2 protein-coding genes are annotated in these 737 nt (G+C 70.3%); both read right to left on the reverse strand.

What is annotated here, in order from left to right; all coding sequences use genetic code 11:
• The coding region (locus tag IG74_RS0144825) for an NADP-dependent phosphogluconate dehydrogenase (protein WP_030689660.1) at positions 1 to 588 on the reverse strand (588 nt) is incomplete at its 3' end.
• A gap of 5 nt (positions 589 to 593) precedes the next feature.
• Positions 594 to 737 (reverse strand): hypothetical protein (locus tag IG74_RS54365; RefSeq protein WP_158858137.1); only part of this gene is annotated, 144 nt, incomplete at its 5' end.

The following is a 737-nucleotide window of genomic DNA, read 5'->3' on the forward strand; positions in this document are numbered from 1 at the left end:
CTCACGGACGTCGGTGACCGAGTCCACGGCCTCCAGGAGCTCCCAGCCCTCGGCGTAGGCCTGCATCATCGCGTACTCGATGCCGTTGTGGACCATCTTGGAGAAGTGGCCCGCGCCGACCTTGCCCGCGTGGACGTAGCCGAAGTCGCCTTCGGGCTTGAGCGCGTCGAAGACCGGCTTGACGCGCGCGACGTGCTCGTCGTCGCCGCCGACCATCAGCGCGTAGCCGTTCTCCAGGCCCCACACGCCGCCGGAGACACCGGCGTCGACGAAGCCGATGCCGCGCTCGGCGAGCTCGGCGGCGTGCTTCTCGTCGTCGGTCCAGCGGGAGTTGCCGCCGTCGACGACGACGTCGCCCTCGGCGAGCAGGTCCTTCAGCTCGTCGACGGTGGACTGGGTGGGGGCTCCGGCCGGGACCATCACCCAGACCACGCGGGGTCCTTCGAGCTTCTCGACGAGTTCGGCGAGCGACGCGACGTCGGAGAGCTCCGGGTCACGGTCGTAGCCGATGACGGTGTGGCCCGCGCGGCGGATGCGCTCGCGCATGTTGCCGCCCATCTTGCCGAGGCCTATGAGTCCGAGTTGCATGTCGGTCACTCGCCTTCCGGGGTACGGCCGCGCAGGGCGCGGTACTTCGTGACCAGTGCCTTGGTGGACGCGTCCAGGCCGGGGACGTCCGCGCCCTCCGTCAGGGCGGGTTCGACGCGCTTGGCGAGGACCTTGCCCAGTTCGACGCC

The sequence above is a fragment of the Streptomyces sp. NRRL B-1347 genome (assembly GCF_000720325.1).
Taxonomy (GTDB): domain Bacteria; phylum Actinomycetota; class Actinomycetes; order Streptomycetales; family Streptomycetaceae; genus Streptomyces.